Origin of the sequence: Mesorhizobium sp. M7A.F.Ca.CA.002.15.2.1, assembly GCF_003998715.1 — a bacterium.
Classification (GTDB): Bacteria; Pseudomonadota; Alphaproteobacteria; order Rhizobiales; family Rhizobiaceae; genus Mesorhizobium; species Mesorhizobium ciceri.
Window position 1 is genome coordinate 1 of record NZ_RZPI01000006.1, and the last position, 16,737, is coordinate 16,737.

General features: G+C 64.5%; 19 protein-coding genes. 9 read left to right on the forward strand and 10 right to left on the reverse strand.

Annotated elements, in window-relative coordinates:
- Positions 1-39: 39 nt before the first annotated feature.
- The 3 genes from ENZ74_RS00880 to ENZ74_RS00890 form a co-directional block, all read right to left on the reverse strand.
- Positions 40-840: an SH3 domain-containing protein gene (locus ENZ74_RS00880; RefSeq protein WP_335918526.1), complete on the reverse strand. Its 801-nt coding sequence runs from the start codon at positions 838-840 to the stop codon at positions 40-42.
- A gap of 225 nt (positions 841-1,065) precedes the next feature.
- A complete protein-coding gene (locus ENZ74_RS00885) occupies positions 1,066-1,830 on the reverse strand; it encodes a metallophosphoesterase family protein (RefSeq protein WP_063168791.1) in 765 nt (254 codons plus the stop codon).
- Between the two features lie 68 nt (positions 1,831-1,898).
- The gene (locus ENZ74_RS00890) at positions 1,899-2,261 is read right to left on the reverse strand and encodes a helix-turn-helix transcriptional regulator (protein WP_013530112.1); all 363 of its coding nucleotides are present in this window, start codon (positions 2,259-2,261) and stop codon (positions 1,899-1,901) included.
- 208 nt (positions 2,262-2,469) lie between these two features.
- On the opposite strand from ENZ74_RS00890, the gene ENZ74_RS00895 reads away from it, so the two are divergent.
- Positions 2,470-3,648 (forward strand): MFS transporter, encoded by a 1,179-nt coding sequence (locus ENZ74_RS00895; RefSeq protein ID WP_027162085.1) that lies wholly within the window; start codon positions 2,470-2,472, stop codon positions 3,646-3,648.
- A gap of 21 nt (positions 3,649-3,669) precedes the next feature.
- Here the strand turns inward: ENZ74_RS00895 and ENZ74_RS00900 are convergent, their stop codons facing one another.
- On the reverse strand, positions 3,670-4,128 hold the full coding sequence (locus tag ENZ74_RS00900) for a MarR family winged helix-turn-helix transcriptional regulator (RefSeq protein ID WP_024504123.1): 459 nt from the start codon (positions 4,126-4,128) through the stop codon (positions 3,670-3,672).
- 203 nt (positions 4,129-4,331) lie between these two features.
- Between ENZ74_RS00900 and ENZ74_RS00905 the strand changes: the two genes are divergently transcribed.
- Positions 4,332-5,126: an SDR family oxidoreductase gene (locus ENZ74_RS00905; protein WP_013530115.1), complete on the forward strand. Its 795-nt coding sequence runs from the start codon at positions 4,332-4,334 to the stop codon at positions 5,124-5,126.
- Between the two features lie 252 nt (positions 5,127-5,378).
- Here the strand turns inward: ENZ74_RS00905 and ENZ74_RS00910 are convergent, their stop codons facing one another.
- Positions 5,379-5,978, reverse strand: coding sequence for a LysE family translocator (locus tag ENZ74_RS00910; protein ID WP_063168790.1), 600 nt, complete (start codon positions 5,976-5,978; stop codon positions 5,379-5,381).
- A gap of 98 nt (positions 5,979-6,076) precedes the next feature.
- On the opposite strand from ENZ74_RS00910, the gene ENZ74_RS00915 reads away from it, so the two are divergent.
- Entirely contained in the window at positions 6,077-6,946 is an 870-nt protein-coding gene (locus ENZ74_RS00915; protein ID WP_082826693.1) for a LysR substrate-binding domain-containing protein, read from the forward strand.
- A 113-nt stretch (positions 6,947-7,059) separates the two neighbouring features.
- Here the strand turns inward: ENZ74_RS00915 and ENZ74_RS00920 are convergent, their stop codons facing one another.
- The 3 genes from ENZ74_RS00920 to ENZ74_RS00930 form a co-directional block, all read right to left on the reverse strand.
- Positions 7,060-7,710, reverse strand: coding sequence for a dihydrofolate reductase family protein (locus ENZ74_RS00920; protein ID WP_063168788.1), 651 nt, complete (start codon positions 7,708-7,710; stop codon positions 7,060-7,062).
- Positions 7,711-7,812: 102 nt separating this feature from the next.
- The gene (locus ENZ74_RS00925; protein WP_063170313.1) at positions 7,813-8,661 is read right to left on the reverse strand and encodes a protein-L-isoaspartate O-methyltransferase; all 849 of its coding nucleotides are present in this window, start codon (positions 8,659-8,661) and stop codon (positions 7,813-7,815) included.
- Between the two features lie 87 nt (positions 8,662-8,748).
- Positions 8,749-10,113 (reverse strand): Nramp family divalent metal transporter, encoded by a 1,365-nt coding sequence (locus tag ENZ74_RS00930; protein WP_013530120.1) that lies wholly within the window; start codon positions 10,111-10,113, stop codon positions 8,749-8,751.
- A gap of 235 nt (positions 10,114-10,348) precedes the next feature.
- Between ENZ74_RS00930 and mntR the strand changes: the two genes are divergently transcribed.
- The 4 genes from mntR (at position 10,349) to ENZ74_RS00950 (ending at position 13,618) form a co-directional block, all read left to right on the forward strand.
- Positions 10,349-10,798 carry a manganese-binding transcriptional regulator MntR gene (gene mntR / locus ENZ74_RS00935; protein ID WP_024504117.1) on the forward strand — a complete coding sequence of 150 codons (450 nt, stop codon included), beginning with the start codon at positions 10,349-10,351 and terminating at the stop codon, positions 10,796-10,798.
- Positions 10,799-10,887: 89 nt separating this feature from the next.
- On the forward strand, positions 10,888-11,076 hold the full coding sequence (locus tag ENZ74_RS00940; RefSeq protein WP_013530122.1) for a hypothetical protein: 189 nt from the start codon (positions 10,888-10,890) through the stop codon (positions 11,074-11,076).
- A gap of 199 nt (positions 11,077-11,275) precedes the next feature.
- Entirely contained in the window at positions 11,276-12,196 is a 921-nt protein-coding gene (locus tag ENZ74_RS00945; protein WP_013530123.1) for a neutral zinc metallopeptidase, read from the forward strand.
- Positions 12,197-12,352: 156 nt separating this feature from the next.
- Entirely contained in the window at positions 12,353-13,618 is a 1,266-nt protein-coding gene (locus ENZ74_RS00950; RefSeq protein WP_063168787.1) for a TCR/Tet family MFS transporter, read from the forward strand.
- 73 nt (positions 13,619-13,691) lie between these two features.
- Here the strand turns inward: ENZ74_RS00950 and carA are convergent, their stop codons facing one another.
- Positions 13,692-14,909 (reverse strand): glutamine-hydrolyzing carbamoyl-phosphate synthase small subunit, encoded by a 1,218-nt coding sequence (carA, locus tag ENZ74_RS00955; RefSeq protein WP_063168786.1) that lies wholly within the window; start codon positions 14,907-14,909, stop codon positions 13,692-13,694.
- Positions 14,910-15,185: 276 nt separating this feature from the next.
- On the opposite strand from carA, the gene ENZ74_RS00960 reads away from it, so the two are divergent.
- Both ENZ74_RS00960 and ENZ74_RS00965 read left to right on the forward strand, forming a co-directional pair.
- A complete protein-coding gene (locus tag ENZ74_RS00960; protein WP_013530126.1) occupies positions 15,186-15,635 on the forward strand; it encodes a GatB/YqeY domain-containing protein in 450 nt (149 codons plus the stop codon).
- A gap of 127 nt (positions 15,636-15,762) precedes the next feature.
- Positions 15,763-16,053 carry a hypothetical protein gene (locus tag ENZ74_RS00965; protein WP_063168785.1) on the forward strand — a complete coding sequence of 97 codons (291 nt, stop codon included), beginning with the start codon at positions 15,763-15,765 and terminating at the stop codon, positions 16,051-16,053.
- Positions 16,054-16,114: 61 nt separating this feature from the next.
- Here the strand turns inward: ENZ74_RS00965 and ENZ74_RS00970 are convergent, their stop codons facing one another.
- Positions 16,115-16,687 carry a TetR/AcrR family transcriptional regulator gene (locus ENZ74_RS00970; RefSeq protein ID WP_063168784.1) on the reverse strand — a complete coding sequence of 191 codons (573 nt, stop codon included), beginning with the start codon at positions 16,685-16,687 and terminating at the stop codon, positions 16,115-16,117.
- Between the last annotated feature and the right edge of the window lie 50 nt (positions 16,688-16,737).

Below are 16,737 nucleotides of genomic sequence, written 5' to 3' on the forward strand. Positions count from 1 at the left end.
CACACTCCCTTATTCCCTGCTCCCTTACTCCCCTGAATTCTAATTCCCCAGCGCCAACTGATCCGTGATCTCAAACCGCTCCGAGACGCCGACACGGATCATGTTGAGGCTGCCTTCCCTGGTGAAGCGGAAGTCGCCGGGCGCGTCGGAACCGGCCGGCTGGCCGGCACGGAAAGAGATGATGCGCGTGCCGCCATCGGGCCAGGTCACAGTGATGTTCGCCTTGTCGGCGGTGTGCACCACGCTGACCTTGCAGCGCTCCATCGGCTGGCCGACATAGCGGGCGCAGGGAATTTCGGGGCCAGAAGCCAGCGTCGGAGCGGAATCAAGCGGGACGTCAGGCGCCGCCAGCGCCAGTAGGTACGCATCCTGCATGGCGGCGTGGCCGATTTCCTCTGGCGATTTCGGCGTGCTTTCGGCTGCCGGACCGGCGCCGCCAAGCCGCGCCGTCAGGTCGGGCGGTGCGACCGGCGCGCTGTCGGCTGAGCCGGTGGCCTGCGATTGGTCCGGTGCCGAGGCCTGCTCGGCCCCACTGCCGGTGGAGGCAACCACCGGCGCACCGGCCGGTCTTGGCTCACCTTCGACATAGGGGTTCGGATTGAGGGGGATGAGATAGCGCGCCGGCGCCCAGCCGCTCAGCTTCTCCTTGCCCGTGCTCTCGACCTTGCACCATTTGTAGCCGTTGATGTCGTTGCAGCCGAGATTGGTGACCATGTCGCCACTGCTCAGCCGCGCCTCGACCGTGGCGACCGGCGATGCGGTGGTGCGGACCTTGAGAAGGTCGTCCGGCGCCAGGCCGGTAACGACGGAGATGACGAGCTCCGGCGCCTCTTGGGCCATCTCTTCAGCCATAGCGGGGGCAATCACAGGCCACGCCGTCATCAGCAGCGGAGCAGCAATCAGCGCATGGAGGATTGTTCGGAGCGTAACTGTGCGCCTCATCGTTTGGCCGTGCGCTGATACCGTGCCGCGGCGGATCGAGCCCGCCGCAAGCCCGGCCGGTTTTATAAGGGACGACGCGGCGCCATGTAAGCCCGAAAATTCGGGCCGCCGTTTCGCCAGCCTTCAGCCGGGCAGGGGCATGAACCCGGTTCTGAGCGCGTGAGCCCATTCCGGCCGGCCCGCTTGTTCGGCCTGCCTGGCGGCCGCCTCGTGGTCGTAGTCGACGGCGATGGCCTCGAAGCCGTCGGGCTGGCCGTTGCTGCCCAGGGTGACAATGCCGTAGCGCGCATGCGGCGAGCCCTGCTCGGAGACATGCGCCGGCGGCGTGGAATCGTCATAGGCAGGGCAGCCGATGCTGCCCGGATTGAAGATGACGGGACCGTCGGGGACGCGGATCAGTTCCGCGCGGTGGCTGTGGCCGCACAGCGCGATGCGGCAAGCCGGGTCGAGCGCCTTCAGCCGCCGCCGGATCGCCGTCAGCGGCGCGCGTACCAGCTGGCCATTGACGATCGTATCAGTGAGATATTTCTCGTCATGGTCGGGACGGGCGTGGAAAGCGATGATTCCGGGTGCGATCTCCAGCGTCAACGGCTGGGCGAACAGCACCTGGCGCTGTGCCTCGGTCAGCCGCTCCTGCGCATAGACGTCGGAGGGCCACATGGTGTCATCAGCGGGGTCGGCGGCAACACGGCGGTCGTGGTTGCCGCGCACCGTCGGCAGGTTCAGCGCCTGCAGCCGTTCCATCGTTTCGCGCGGCCATAGCGGGCCGGAAACGCTGTCGCCGAGATTGACGGTCAGGTCGGCGCCGCCGCGCCGGCGCAGGTCGTCAAGCACGGCGTCGAGCGCCAGCACATTGCCGTGGATATCGGCGAGGACGGCGATGCGCATTTCGGGAAGCTCCTGTGTGACGCCGCTTTTCCTTTTCCCCACGTTCGTGGGCGAGGAACCCAAGTCCTTCAGGGTCGGGCGTGCACTTCGATATCGTGGCCGCCAACCGCCGGCAGTGCGGGATCGTCGCCGGCGGCGGCGATGACGCTGTCGAGCAGGCCGGGGAAGCGGGCGTCGAGATCGGCGCGGCGCAGTGTGATCATGCGGTTGGTGCCGACCACCTCGGCGCGGGTGACGCCGGCCTCGCGCAATTTGGCGAGGTGGTAGCTCAGATTGGTCTTCGAGCCGAAATCGAGGAACTGGCTGCAGTTCAGCGGCACGCCCTGCTTGCTGGCGAGATAGCGCACGATGGCAAGCCGCGTCGGGTCGCCGAGCACGCCAAGCACGATCGGCAGGCTGATCTGGTCCGTATTGGGGTGTGGCAAGGTCATGGCTCGAAACTAAGCACAGTCGGGTCCGATTTCAACGCATCCATCATTGTTGGCTCCACGTGGCCTTTCTCCGTCTCGCGCGAACCCCGCCCGGCCTGTGCTGACACAGGGCTGTCAGGAAGGTTCAGCTATTTTTCCCTGGCTTCATTGACATGATGCCCTGTTATGTCCAATTGTTCAATAACTTTTGAACTAAGGACATCCCGCCATGGACAAGCGCCTCTTCTGGCTCGCGCTCGGATCGTTCACGATCTCGACCGAAGGCTTCGTCATCTCCAGCCTTCTGCCCGACATCGCGGCGGATGCCGGCATCTCCATTCCGCTGGCCGGCACGCTGATTACCGCCTTCGCGCTCGCCTATGCGGTCGGCACGCCGATTCTCGCGACGCTGACCGGCGAATGGGACCGGCGCCGCGTCATCCTGTGGACGCTGGTGTTCTTCGTCATCGGCAACATCGCCGCCGCCTTGAGTTCCTCCTTCGAACTGCTGCTGGTCGCGCGCATCGTCATGGCGCTGTCGTCGGGCCTGTTCGCCGCAACCGCGCAGGGCACCGCAGTAGCGCTGGTCGATGATCATCACCGGGCGCGTGCCATCGCCGTCGTTGTCGGCGGCACCACTGTGGCCGTTGCGCTCGGTGCGCCGCTCGGCGCGCTCGTTGCCACCGTCGCCGGCTGGCGCGGCACCTTCTTTGCCATCGCCGGCCTTGGCGCGCTTGCAGGCGCGATCCTGTGGTACCGGCTGCCGCAGGGCATCGTTGGCACCAGGCTGCCCTTGAAGCGCAGGCTGGCGGCAGCGCTGCGTCCCGGCGTGATGCCGATCCTGTTGACGACAGTGCTGGCGCTGATCGGCGCCTTCACCGTCTTTGCCTATGTCGCGCCGCTTGCCATCGAGGGCGGCGGTCTCAGCCAGATCGCGCTGCCCGGCATGCTGCTCGCCTTCGGCGTCGGCGCCGTCATCGGCAACATTGGCGGCGGCCAGGCCGCCGACCGGTTCGGTGCGACCCGCACCGTCGGCTGGTCGCTGGCGCTGAGTGCCGGCATGCTGGTCTTATTGTCGGTCATCCCGACCTTCCTGCCGCACCATATTGCCGGGCCGGCGCTGATGGCGATGATGGTGCCGTGGGGCATCGTCGGCTGGGCGTTCCCGCCGGCGCAGGCGAGCCGCATCATCAAGCTGGCGCCCGATGCCGCCCCGATCGTGCTGTCGCTCAACGCCTCGGCGCTCTATCTCGGCGTGGCGCTGGGTGCCGTGGTCGGTGGTGCCGTGCTGCGCTACGGCGCGCCGGCCGATCTCGGCCTGGTCGCCGCGATCTTCCCGATCGTCGGGCTTGGCGTCGTGGTCGCCGGCCGCTGGGCGGCTCGGCCTGTAGAAATGCCTGCCGAGTAGAGTCTTTGGCAAACGCTGGCCTTAGGGCGTGGCCGGCGGCAGATCAAAATCCAGCGCGGCGATCTCATCCAGAGCCGCGCGCAAATCTTCGGCCTTGTCCTTGCCGACGACATCCTCGAAACGCTGCTGGGCGATTTGCCACAGTTTCATCGCTTCCTCGATCTTGTCCAGGCCCTTTGGCGTCAGTCGTACACGCTTGACGCGGCGGTCCTCCGGGTCGGCGAAGGTCTCGACATAGCCGTCGCGGATCAGCGGTTTCAGCGTATGGCCGAGCGCCGACAGGTCCATGATCAGCGACGTGGCGATGGCGCCCATCGCCGGCTCATCGCCCATATGGATCTGGTAAAGCAGGCCCTGCTGCGTCGCCTTGAGGCCTGACGGCTCCACCACATCATCATAAAACTTGCCGAGCTTGCGCGCCGCGCGGCGCAGCGCGGCGTTGTTGCAGAGCGTGAGGCCGGGCAGGCTGTCCTTTGACATGATGGTCCCTGGCGCCGGCGAATGAGGCCCGGCTGCTCCCCTCAAATAATCCCCGCCCGTCTCATTGACAAGATAGTGGCATATGCCTACTTCACGATTAATGGTATATGCCACTATCTTGCGGCTTTCCGGCAGCGCGGCAGATGCCACGGTGCCGGGGGTCATTCGAAACGAACAAGATCAGTTGAAGAAGGAACAGGACAATGAGTGGACAGGGCAACAAGGGCACGGCGGTCGTCACCGGTGCTTCGTCGGGCATCGGCGCGGTCTATGCCGACCGGCTGGCCGGGCAGGGCTACGATCTGGTGCTGGTGGCGCGGCGCGCCGACCGGCTGGAGGAACTGGCCGGGAAGCTGCGCCAGACCTATAGCCGCAAGGTCGGCGTGATCAGCGCCGATCTTGCAAACGACGATGATGTGCGCCGCGTCGAGCAAGCTGTAACAGCCGACGAGAGCATCACACTGCTGGTCAACAATGCCGGCATCGGCGGCCAGGCCGTCGTGGCCACCGCCGATGTCGACGCGGCCGAGCGCATGATCAAGGTCAACACCATCGCCTTGACGCGTCTAACCCGCGCCGTGCTGCCGGGGCTTTTGGCACGCAACCGCGGCGGCATCGTCAACATCGCCTCGGTGCTCGCCTTCGACACCTCCTTCGGCGGCATCTACAGCGGCACCAAAGCTTATGTGGTCAACTTCACCGAAGCCCTGCACCGTGAGGTTGAGGGCACCAATGTGAAGGTGCAGGTGGTGCTGCCGGGCGCGACCCGGACCGATTTCTGGGAACTTGCCGGCACCGATATCGCCAACGTTCCGAAGGAGATCATCATGACCGCCGACGACATGGTCGATGCCGCACTTGTCGGCTTGGCCAAAGGCGAGGCGGTCACCGTGCCCGCGCTTGCCGATGCGGCCAAGCTCGACACATTCCTCGGCGCCCGGCAAGCCTTCTACGGCAGCCTGCACGCCGACAAGCCGGCGGCGCGTTACGGGGTTTGAAGTTTGAGAGGCTGGTTCGCTTTGCGAACCAGGACCCCCACCCCGCTGCTTCGCAGCGACTTGCCGGGGCGAGCCACGGGTCTCGCCCGTCCTTCGGACCCCCATAAGGGGGAAGGTTGGGGACGCGGCTTGTCCGCCCATGCGACAATGGTCTTGTGGGGTGCGAAAAGCTGGACTCCCCACCTCCCCCTTGTGGGGAGGTCGGACCGAAGGTCAGGGTGGGGGGCTGGCGCGGGTTTTGGCTTGAGCGCTTTACACCGACCGCCACATCGGAATGATCGAGGCGGCCAGTACCAGCGCCAACACGACGTTGAGCGCGCGCCATTGCCATTCGGTCTTGAGCAGCCGCGCCAGCACCATGCCGGCCACGCACCACAGTGACAGCGAGGCGGCGGCCGCGAGGCCGAAAGTGGCGCCGAGCAGCAGCGCGAGCTGCATCGGTCCGCTGGCCAATGCCGCGAACGACGCCGCGGCGCCCAGTCCCATCGCCCATCCCTTCGGGTTCATCCATTGAATGCCGGCGCCGCCGAGAAAGCTGTTCGGCCTGGCCATGCTCACATCCAGATTAGGCGGTCCGCTGCGGCCGATCTTGATCGCCAGCCAGACGAGATAAAGTGAGCCGGTGACCTTCATCGCCAGTTGCAGCGAGGGCACGGCGAGCAGCAGGCCGGCAAGCCCGGCGGCAGCGGCACCCGTGACGGTGGCGAGGCCGGCGGCGCTGCCGACCAGCAAAGGCACGGAACGGCGAAAGCCGAACTGCGCGCCGGACGCGGTCGACAGGGTCGTGGCGATGCCGGGCGTGGTGGTGGCGACGATGGCAAACAGGATGAGCGGGAAAATGGGCTCGAGCATGCGGCGTCCTCGGTGGGAGGGCTGCCATCGTAGCTGCGCACGAACTTCAGTAAATGCAATGTTTGCTATGGTTGACATTAGCAAGCATAATGCCAACCATGATCCGAAATCTCGACATGGCGCTGATCCGCACCTTTATCACCGTCGCCGACAAGGCCAGCATGACAGCGGCGGCCAATGCACTGCACCTGACGCAAGGTGCTGTCAGCCAGCAGGTCAAACGGCTGGAGGAGGCGTTCGGCTCGAGCCTCTTCGAGCGCGACCGGCGCGGCTTGCGGCTGACGCGCGCCGGTGAACAGCTGTTCGGCAGGGGCAAGCGGCTGCTGGCCTTGAATGACGAGATCTGGGCCGAAATGGCTGGGAGCCCGGTGGCCGGCCAGGTGCGGCTCGGCGTGCCCTACGACCTTGTCGGCACCTTGCTGGCGCCGGTGCTGAAGACCTATGCCGAGACCTATCCGCAGGTCGAGATATCGCTGGTCTGCGCCTCGTCGCCAGAATTGACTGCTGCCCTTGCGGCCGGGACCATCGACCTTGCCGTGATCGAGGAATGCGCCGGCCCGTCGGCCGGCGAATGCCTCGTCGTTGACCGGCTGGTCTGGGTCGGTGCCAAGGGCGGCGTTGCCCGCGCCAAGCGGCCGCTGCCGGTCTCGATCGTCGCCGACACCTGCGCTTTCCGGCCGGCTGTGTTGGCGGCGCTCGGTGAGCATGGGCTGGAGTGGCGCACCGTGTTCGAGAACGGCAACATCGACGCGACGACCGCGACGGTGCGCTCCGACCTCGCCGTCACCACCTGGCTGGCCTCCACGGTGCCAGCCGATCTCGACATATTGCGATCGGAGTCCGGCCTGCCGCCGCTGCCGAATTTTGCCATCAACCTGCATCTGCCGAGGCATGGGGTAGGGCCCGCGGCGCAGGAATTCGCACGGCATATACGGGAAGGGCTGGCGCGGCGACCAGTCGCTGCTTGAAGCTTCTCAGAACTTGGGTTCCTCTCCCCCGTCGATCGGGGAGAGGTGTCGAGCGAAGCTCGACCGAGTGGCGGGTCGATCTTTCATCGTGGGGCGAGGAACCCAGGTCCTGCTTACTTCCAGTTCTTCCGCCGCTCGAGCTCGGCTTCCGACGGCTCTCCCGTGACAAACGACCCGACCTTGACCTCGCCCGCGCGTTCGTAGGTCGCCATGATGACGCCGGTGCCGGTTGCCTGCGACTTAATGAGCTTGAAGGCGGCCGGGATCGCGCTGTCGCCGAACAGCCGCTTGCCCTTGCCCAGCAACAGCGGGAAGATCATCAGCCGGATCTCGTCGATCAGCCCGTTGGCGAGCAGCGTTTGGATCAGGTTGCCCGATCCCTGGATGAGCAGGTCGGGTCCATCCTCCTGCTTGAGGCGGCGCAACGCCGCAACGATATCGGGCCCGAGCGATTGCGTGTTCTGCCAGGTGAGGGTGTCGGGCCGATGCGTCGCGACATATTTGGCCGCAGGGTTGAAGGCATCCGCGATCGGATCTTTCTGATATGGCCAGTAGGCGGCGAAGATATCGTAGGTCCTGCGGCCGAGAAGCAGGGCGAAAGGCTTGGAGAACAGTTCATCCATCGCCGCGCCCCCCGCCTCGTCGAAGTAATGGAAGGTCCAGCCGCCGAACTTGAAGCCGCCGACCGGATCCTCTTGCGGGCCGCCGGGCGCCTGCATGACGCCGTCGAGGCTGATGAATGTCGCAGAGATGATCTTTCTCATTCCAATGCTCCCGTTCTTCGGTCCACGCCGTCGTGGCGGACTTCAGCCCAAGGACGGGCGACGAGCCACCGGTCCGACAGGACAGGACGAAATTTTGGAAAATCACCGTTGCTTGCGAGGCTCGGTGTGGAGATTTTCCGACGAGAACCAGACATCGCCTGATATGGCGGTGGCGGTGTCGTCCGGCGCCCTGTCCTGCGCCAGCCAGATCGAGCGGCTGCGCGCGGCCTGCTCGCCGGTGGGGATCATCGCCGCGGGGTCCGCGACCGAGGCGCCGACACAGGGAATGAACCACGACCGCATGAACGGATCGCAGGCGAAGCCTTTTTGCGTGCGTGTCACCATCACCGCCAGCGGGACGCGCTCGGCCGGCCGCCAGGGAAAGATCATGCGGCCGCCTGGCCGCAGCGCCTTCAGCCATCCGGCCGGGGGCGCTGCGACCCCGGCATTGACATAGATGATGTCGGATGGCGGCAGGGGCGTCGTCACGGCATCGCCATGGACCACCGTCGCATTGCCATAGGCTTCGAGATTTTGACGCGCCAGATCGGCCAGCTTCTCGTCGAGTTCGAAAGCGGTGACGATGCCGCCTGGCGAAACCAGCCGGGCCAGCACGGCGGTGTAGTAGCCGGTGCCGGCGCCGATATGGCAAACCGCCTCACCGGGTTTCGGTTCAAGCTTTCCAATCCACATGGCGTGCAGGAATGGCTCGCCATTGTTGATGCCCTTGTCGTCGTCGAGCGCCACCAGCACGTTCTGATAGATATGAGCCGGATCGGCGCTTGGTGTTGTGACCCTGCCGTTGCCGGCGACGACCGTCCACGGTCCGGGACCGAGAAACGCTTCGCGCGGCACGTCGGCGAAAGCCGCTTCCAGACGTGGGTCGGGCGAGCCGGCATTGGCGGCCAGCAGCCGCGCGTAGAATTTCCTGATGTCTTCGATCCGGGTCATGATGCCGGAAAACATAGCGCGGATTGCCGATTTGTCGCGAGGCTGCCCCCTGCGCAGAGGGCAGCTGGTTTCCAGGCGAAGCGGAACTCAGCCGACCCCGAACATGGTGTCGTAGAGCAGCTTGAAGTTGAGCACCAGGATGATCGCGGCGACCACCCAGGCAAGGGCTGCGACGCCGCGCGGAATGGCGAGATTGCCCATCTTCTTCTTGTCGGAGACGAACTGCACCAGCGGGACGACCGCGAAGGGCAGTTGCATCGACAGGATGACCTGGCTGAACACCAGCAACTGGCCGGTGCCCTTTTCGCCATAGAGCGCGGTGACGACCACCACCGGGATAATGGCGAGGCCGCGCGTCAGCAGCCGGCGTGCCCAGTTGGGGATGCGCAGGCGCAGGAAGCCTTCCATAACAATCTGGCCGGCGAGCGTGGCCGTCACCGTCGAGTTCAGGCCGGAAGCCAGCAGCGCCACAGCGAACAGGATCGAGGCGATGCCGAGGCCGAGCAGCGGCGACAGCAGCTCGAAGGCCTGGCCGATCTCTGCGACGTCCTGGTGGCCGGTGTTGTGAAAGGCGACCGCGGACACGATCAGGATCGAGGCGTTGACGAACAAAGCCAGCATCAGGGCGATGGTCGAGTCCGTCGTTGCCCATTTGATGGCGTCGCGCTTGCCCTTGTCGGTGCGTTCATAGGCGCGGGTCTGCACGATCGAGGAGTGCAGATAGAGATTATGCGGCATGACGGTGGCGCCGATGATGCCGATGGCGATGTAGAGCATCGCCGGATTGGTGACGATTTCCGACGACGGCACGAACATGGCATGCAGGATCGAACCGGCCGGCGGGGCGGCGACGAAGATCTGGATGGCGAAGCAGCTGAAGATGATGATCAAAAGCGCGATGACGAAGGCTTCGAGATAGCGAAACCCCTTGTTCATCAGGAGCAGCACGAGGAAGGCATCGAGCGCCGTCAGCATGGCGCCGCCGATCAGCGGAATGCCGAACAGAAGCTGCAATGCGATCGCGGTGCCGATGACTTCGGCCAGGTCGCAGGCGATGATGGCCAGCTCGCAGGCGATCCACAGCACGAAGTTCACCGGCCGGGGATAATAGGCCCGGCAGGCCTGGGCGAGGTCGCGGCCGGTGGCGATGCCGAGCCGTGCCGCCAGCGCCTGCAAAAGGATCGCCATCAGGTTGGACAGCATGATGATGAACAGCAGCGTGTAACCGAACTGGGCGCCGCCGGCGAGGTCGGTCGCCCAGTTGCCGGGGTCCATATAGCCGACCGAGACCATGTAGCCGGGACCCATGAAGGCGAACAGGCGACGGAACCAGACGCCCGAGTTCGGCACGGCGATAGAGGAATTGACTTCGCGCAGGCTGGGCTGCTCGTCCTCGTCGGGCCTGGCGAACCGCCATGAGGAACGGGAGGCTGTGGCTTCGGCTTCGGACATGAAGGAGGGCTTTCCGCGAGACTGGACGATGTTGGCTTAAGCTATGCCATGGCTCAACATTATGCAATATGCTATATTTCATTGTCGTTGCTTTTTATCCGGCTGGCGGTCATCGGGTGAAGCGGCAATCGGAAGCCCCGGTTGCACCTGTGGCGGAATGCAAATAAACGGCCTGAAGAATCAGAGCCCGTGCTATGAAAGCATGGATGGCAAATAGTCCTGGGAGGAGCGCGTATTGGTGCTGAAGAACAGACCAGTTCCGCGCGAGCCGCTGCTCGACGCCGAAATTCATTCGGAGGGCTTCCGGCAGCAGCGCGAAGCGCGCCGCAGTGCGTTGGTCGAGGATTATGTCGAGCTGATCGCCGACCTGATCGAAGACGGCAACGAGGCGCGTCAGGTCGACATCGCCGCACGGCTCGGCGTCGCGCAGCCGACGGTGGCCAAGATGCTGACCAGGCTGTGCGCCGACGGTCTGGTGTCGAGAAAGCCCTATCGTGGCGTGTTCCTGACCGAAGCCGGCCGCAAAGTCGCGGAGGAAAGCCGCATCCGCCACCAGACGGTGGAAGCTTTCTTGCGCTCGCTCGGTGTCAGTGCGGAGACAGCGCGCATCGATGCCGAGGGCATCGAGCACCATGTCAGCGCCGAGACGCTGGAAGCCTTCCGCAAGGCGATGACGGCGCGCTGAGCGCCAGAGTTCCCGCGTCGCCGGAACCGTCGCACGCCAGACACGTTTGCACCAGATCCGTGCGATTGGCGCGCGAAAGGGAGGAAACGATGGGCATCGAACAAACGCCGGCGGCAAAGGGCAAGCAGGCAGCCGAGGGACTGAAACAGGCGGCGGCCAGGGATGAGCGCAAGACCGAAGCCGAAACCGGCCATCCGCTGAAAAAGGGCGCGGCGCGTTTCGAGGAGCGTTCGAAGAGCTCCGACGGCAAGAGCGCCGGCGCCAAGCAGGAAGATTAGCTCTCTGTCGGGCTTACGTGATCGGCTGTAGGCCACGGGGACGATTGCCACGCCGAGCCGCTCGCCACAACGAACTTGGCCGCAAGGCAACCCGTGTGGCCAAAAAGGCCATCGAAAAATGCTGTGACTTGGCGCAACCGTTGAGATAATTGTTTGTCGCCCCGGAGCAACGGGGAGGTTTGCTGCACGAGGAGTTGCCATGCTCTGGAAGGGCCGTCGTCAGAGTGACAATATCGAGGACGACCGCAGCGACAGCGGCGGCGGCGGACTCGGCGGCGGCGGTGGCCAGTTCCGCATTCCGATCGGCGGCCGTACCGGTGGCGGCGGCAGCATCTTCCTCGTCATCCTGGTGGTGCTGGCCGGATGGTATTTCGGCTTCGATCCTTCGACGATCCTGGGCGGTGGCGACGGCGGCCTGCTGCCGGGCGGCGGCGGCCAGATCACCGACAATAGCGGCCAGGACAACGGTGCCACACCGGCCAATGACGAGATGAAGCAGTTCGTGGCGACCGTGCTGGCCGAGACCGAGGACACCTGGACCGGCATCTTCAAGTCGCAGGGATTGACCTACGAGGATCCCAAGCTGGTGCTGTTTTCCGGCCAGGTGCGCTCGGCCTGCGGCTTTGCCTCCGCGGCGGCCGGACCGTTCTATTGTCCCGGCGACCACAAGGTCTATCTGGACATGACCTTCTTCCAGCAACTCGACCAGCAGTTCGGCGCTTCGGGCGAATTTGCCCGCGCCTATGTGATCGCGCATGAAATCGGCCATCATGTGCAGAACCTGACCGGCATCATGTCCAAGTTCAACCAGATGCGGCAGAGCATGGGCGAGGTCGAGGCCAACCAGATGTCGGTGCGAATCGAGCTTCAGGCCGACTGCTTTGCCGGTGTGTGGGCCCACTACACCGGACAGAAAGGCATATTGGAGCAGGGCGACATCGAAAGCGCGCTGAACGCCGCCAAGCAGATCGGCGACGACACGCTGCAGAAGAAGATGCAGGGCTATGTCGTGCCGGAAAGCTTCAACCACGGCACCTCGCAGCAGCGGCAGACCTGGCTGGCGCGTGGTTACAAGAGCGGCAAGCTGTCGGATTGCAACACGCTGAGTGGGCCGATCTGACCAGACCGTTGTCGAGCTTCACCTGCCGGCGATGCTGCCGTCAGGTGGTGTCAGGATGAATAGATTCGGCCTGTTCCTGCATTGTTCCTTTCCGCGAGCTCGCCTATAAGGTGCGTCCGCCTGCGCCTGAGGGCGAGCAGAGGAGCTTGATCCTGCATGATCGACCCCAAAACCGCCAGACGGGGCCTTGCGCTCGTCTTCACCACGCTGCTGCTCGACATTATCGGCTTCGGCATGATCATGCCGGTGCTGCCGGCCTATCTCCGGGAATTGACCGGGGTCAGCATCAGCGGCGCGGCGATCGAAGGCGGCTGGCTGTTCTTCGTCTATGCGGCGATGCAGTTCTTCTTCGCACCGATCATGGGCGGCTTGAGCGACCGGTTCGGGCGGCGGCCGATCCTGCTCGCATCGGTGCTGACCTTCTCCATCGACAATCTGATCTGCGCCGTCGCCTGGTCCTACCCGATGCTGTTCATCGGGCGCGTGCTGGCCGGCATTTCGGGCGCCAGCTATTCGACGACATCGGCCTTCATCGCCGACATCTCGAACGATGACAATCGGGCTAAGAATTTCGGCCTGCTCGGCATCGCATTTGGCGTCGGCTTCGTCATCGGGCCGGTTCTGGGCGGGCTGCTCGGCACGTTCGGGCCGCGCGTGCCGTTCTATTTCGCCGCCGGGCTCGCCTTCGTGAATTTCCTCATCGCTTTGTTTTTCCTGCCGGAAACGCTCGATGACAAGCACCGCCGCCGCTTCGAGTGGAAACGCGCCAACCCGGTCGGCACGCTTCTGCAGATGCGCCAATATCAAGGCATCGGCTGGATCGGGCTTGTCTTCTTCCTGATGACGCTCGGGCATATGATGTATCCGGCGGTCTGGTCGTTCGTCTCCAGCTACCGCTATGGCTGGAGCGAGCAGCAGATCGGCTTCTCGCTCGGCGCCTTTGGCCTGTGCGGCGCGATCGTCATGGCGACGGTGCTGCCGCGCGTCATCCCTAGGCTTGGCGAGTGGAAGACCGCAGTCATCGGCCTGACATTCACGGCAGCCAGCGCCTTCGGCTACGCCTTCGCGTCGCAAGGCTGGATGATCTATGCGGTGATCGTCGTCGGCTGCCTGGAAGCGCTGGCCGACCCGCCGCTGCGGAGCCTCGCCGCCGCCAAGGTGCCGCCTTCGGCGCAAGGCGAACTGCAGGGCGCGATGACCTCGATCTTCTCGATCACCTCGATCATCACGCCGCTGCTCTACACGGCGATCTTTTCCTGGTTCACCGGGCCAAGCGCGCCGGTGACCTTCGGCGGCGCGCCCTATCTGCTGGGAGCGTGCTTCCTGACGCTGGCGGTCATCGTCTTTGTGACGAAAGTTGCGAGGCCGGCAGCGCGCACGAATGTCGCCACCGGTGTCGCTGAGGATGGAGCACAGGTGTGAGTCACAACCGCATTGCGCTCACCAGGGAGGGCCATCCCGGCAGGGCAATGAGGGGCGGCGCTACCGGATCGCGCTAAGCCCGTTCGGCCAGCAATTCCTCACCGCGCTTTTCGCGGATCAAATTGACGAAGCGGCGGAACAGGTAGTGTGAATCCTGCGGGCCGGGCGAAGCCTCGGGGTGATGCTGGACCGAGAACACCGGCCGGCCGGTCAGGGTGATGCCGCAATTCGAACCGTCGAACAGCGAGACGTGGGTTTCCTCGACGCCTGATGGCAGCGAGTCGGCATCCACGGCAAAGCCGTGGTTCATCGAGACGATCTCGACCTTGCCGGTGGTGTGGTCCTTGACCGGATGGTTGGCGCCGTGATGGCCCTGGTGCATCTTGGCGGTCTTGCCGCCCAGCGCCAGCGCCAGCATCTGGTGGCCAAGGCAGATGCCGAACACCGGGATGTCGGTCTTCAGCAGATCCCGGATGACCGGTACGGCATAGTCGCCGGTGGCTTCCGGGTCGCCGGGGCCGTTGGAGAGAAAAATGCCGTCCGGCTGCATGGCGAGGATTTCCTCGGCGCCGGACTTGGCCGGCACCACGGTGACCTTGGCGCCGAGGCCGGCGAGCAGGCGCAAGATGTTGCGTTTGACGCCGTAGTCGATGGCGACGACGTGCATTGTCGGTTCGATCTGTTCGCCAAAGCCTTCGTTCCACACCCAGGGTGTCTCGCGCCAGACCGAGGACTGGCCCGACGTAACCTCCTTGGCGAGATCCAGCCCGATCAGGCCCGACCATGCGGCGGCGCGGCGCTTCAGATCGTCGATGTCGAACACGCCATCGGGCGCATGCGCGATGACGGCGTTGGGCATGCCCTTTTCACGGATCAGCGCGGTGAGCGCGCGGGTGTCGATGCCCGACAAAGCGACGATGCCGCGCTTCTTCAGCCACTGGTCGAGACCAGTGCCGGCACGGTAGTTGGACGGGTTGGTGACATCGGCCTTGAACACGGCGCCGACGGCGCCGGCGCGGGCGAGCGGATTGAGATCCTCGATGTCCTCGTCATTGGTGCCGATGTTGCCGATATGCGGGAAGGTGAAGGTGACGATCTGGCCGGCATAGGACGGATCGGTGAGGATTTCCTGATAGCCGGTCAGCGCCGTGTTGAAGCAGACTTCGGCGACAGCGGAGCCGGTGGCGCCGAGACCGCGACCTTCGATGACGGTACCGTCGGCCAGCACCAGAAGGGCGGTCGGCTTTTCCGTGGCCCAAGCGGGGGTCAAGGCGGGCGTCATCTCGGCCATGCGGCACTCCTGTCAGGCCGCGCGCTGCAACCGGCCCGGCGGGCCATCTGCGCGGCAAACGGCGCGAAGCGGCGATTTCGCGGCTTCCACGCAGTCAAATTTCCGTTCATGCAAGGCCCAGTACATAGGGGAAGGGGGCAGGGCGGTCAATGATCATGCGAAATGCCGCCATATTTTATTTCGCCTAGCAAAATCAGTGGCTTGCCCCGGCACATCAGAGTTTGCCTTGGCTCGCCCGCGGCGCTATTGTCCGCGCCGATCGAAGGAGAATGCACCATGCGCGGCAAAATCGCCGAATCCCTGAAGAGCGCGATGAAGGCGCAGGACAAGCACCGGCTGCCGACATTGCGGCTGATCCAGGCCGCCATTCACGACCGCGACATTGCCAATCGCGGGTCAGGCAAGGAGCCGGCCAGCGACGAGGAGATCCTGCAGATCCTGGCCAAGATGGTGAAGCAGCGCGAGGAATCGGCCAAAGCCTTCGATGACGGCAAGCGGCCGGAACTGGCCGCGCAGGAGCGCGGCGAGATGGAGATCATCCGCACCTTCCTGCCGACGCAGCTGGATGATGCGGCGGTAACTGCTGCGGCGCGCGAGGCGATCGCCGCGACCGGTGCGGCCAGCCAGAAGGACATGGGCAAGGTGATCGCCGCACTGAAGCAGAAATATGCCGGCCAGATGGATTTCGGCAAGGCGAGCGGCATCGTCAAGGGTCTGCTGCAGTAGGGTGCTGCTCATCTCGTCGCTTGGGTGGCCGACCGGGCGGAATCCAGATCCGTCCGGAATCCAAGTCCAGGAATTGGAACCCGGATAGCGCCGAGATGTTTATCCGTCATGCAACTGGAGAGATGCCATGACTGAGAACGAAACCCGCTATGAAACCGGTGCGACGAAATATCCGGCAAAGACCGATGCCGACGCTTCCGATGAATTCTCCCAGGATGCGGCCGCCAACGAGAAGCCTGCCGGCGGAATAGGGCTCACCCGCCGGATGGGCGAAGTGGAAGACCGCACCCGCCAGTCGGAGGGACAAAACCCGCCAAAGCAAGCCACGCCGAGCGCTGCAACCGAAAAGACGTCCGGGGCCGGCCCCGCTATCGCGGAGCGTTCAAAGGACGCCAAGGCTCCGAAGAGCAGCCAATGAAGCGAAGGCCGGGAGCACTCCTGCGGCGCTTTGGAGATCGGCGGACAAGTGGTTCGCGTAGTTAGCGTTTGCCGATCCCTTCAACGACGATGCGGATGAGGTGCCTGATCTCGTCCTCGCTGAATGACCCGGCCGAAAGCGCCGAAAGCATCGCCTGGCCGTATATTCCAAGCAGGACCAGCGCCATGAAATTGGCATCGTCATCCCTGCGAATGACACCTTGCCGTTGGCCGAGCACCAGAAGGTCCCGGACCAGGCGCTGGAATGAGGGCCGGTCGGGCGGCGGCTGCAGGGACGGACGCTCGGCGGGGGCAAGAGCCAGCCTGGCAAGCGAGGGATTGGCCAGGCACCAGCCGGCGCTGTCGAGAAAGACTGTCTCGAGCATGACGAATACATCTTCGTTCGCCGCCATGCGGGCGCGGTAGGCGGCATCGCCCGCCTCCACGCGGGCGATGAGCCGCAACGCGATTTCTTCTTTCGAACTGAACAGATTGTAGACCGTTTTGCGGGTCAAGCCGGCACGCGTCGCGATCTCCTCGACCGAGGTGTTGGCAAACCCCATCTCCCGAAACGCCAGGTCGGCGGCATTGAGGATGAGGCTTCGCGACCGTTCGGTCCGCTTTGGGGTTGTCATTTTTATACCCTAGTGTAAATTTACACATATGTAAACTTTTGCTGCGTGAC